Raw genomic sequence first — 1146 nt, forward strand, 5'->3', positions numbered from 1 at the left:
TGCTCGTGTTCTTCGCGTGAGGCTCCGAGTCGTGCCTGGGCTACGAAGTCGCGGAAGGGCAGCGGTGCGGGCAGGGTCTGGTGTTGGCCGGTGAGGAAGGCTCGGACCTCGTTCATGAGGATGTCGAGGGTGGTGTGGTCCTGGATGAGGTGGTGGACCTGGAGCAGGGCGAACCAGCGTCCGTCCTCGGGCTCGGCCGCCACGAAGATCCGCACGAGTGGGGCCTCGTCCAGTGCCATCACCGACGGACACGCCGCCAGCAGCCTGTCGGGGACGTCGGTGTCGGAGGGCTCCAGCACCACGTCGGTGACCGGGATGGGGGCTTCGTGGAGGACGACCTGGACGGGTTGGGGGAGGTCCTGCCAGATGATCGCGGTGCGCAGGATGTCGTGCCGGTTGACGACCTGCTGGAGTGCGGTGGTGAAGGTGTCGAGGTGTTCGCGGCTGTCGAAGCCGAGGACGGTGGGCAGTAGGTAGGCGTCGGTGCCTTCGCCGGCCTGCAGGACGTGGTGGAAGAAGATGCCTTCCTGGAGGGGTGCCAGGGGGTAGATGTCGGCGATGTTGGCGGCTCCGCCGGGTACGCGGTCGACGATCCGCTGGACGTCGTCGGCGCTCAGTTCGACCAGCGGCAGCATCTCCGGGGTGATCTCCCGCGCGCCGTGCGGGATGAGGTTCGGCGGGATCACCAAGGCGGGGCTGGTGAGTTCGCGGGCCAGTGCGGCGACTGTGGGGGAGGTGAACAGTGCCTTGACCGGCAGTTCGATGCCCATGACGGTGCGGATGCGCTCGATGAGGGTCACGGCGAGGAGTGAGTGTCCGCCGAGTTCGAAGAAGTTGTCGTCGACGCCGACTTCGGGGATGCCGAGCACCTCGGCGAACACGGCGCACAACTGCGCTTCCCGCTCGGTCTCCGGCTTGCGGCCTGTCCCGGCCGTCACGGCCAGGTCCGGCTCGGGCAGGGCCTTCCGGTCCAGCTTGCCGTTGACCGTCAACGGGAACGCGTCGATGACCAGGAACGCCGACGGCACCATGTAGTCCGCGAGCAGACCGACCGCGTGAGCCCGCACCTCCGCTGCCAGCCGGTCGACGTCCGACGCCGGGCTGCCGTCTGTGGGGATCAGGTAAGCGACGAGGCGGTGGTCTCCG

At 68.3% G+C, this 1146-nt stretch carries 1 protein-coding gene; it reads right to left on the bottom strand.

All coding sequences use genetic code 11. The features are described from left to right. Positions 1-1146: condensation domain-containing protein (locus AOK09_RS20750; RefSeq protein ID WP_245687395.1), on the bottom strand; the 1146-nt coding region annotated here is incomplete at both ends.

This window comes from Peterkaempfera griseoplana (assembly GCF_001418575.1).
Classification (GTDB): Bacteria; Actinomycetota; Actinomycetes; order Streptomycetales; family Streptomycetaceae; genus Peterkaempfera; species Peterkaempfera griseoplana.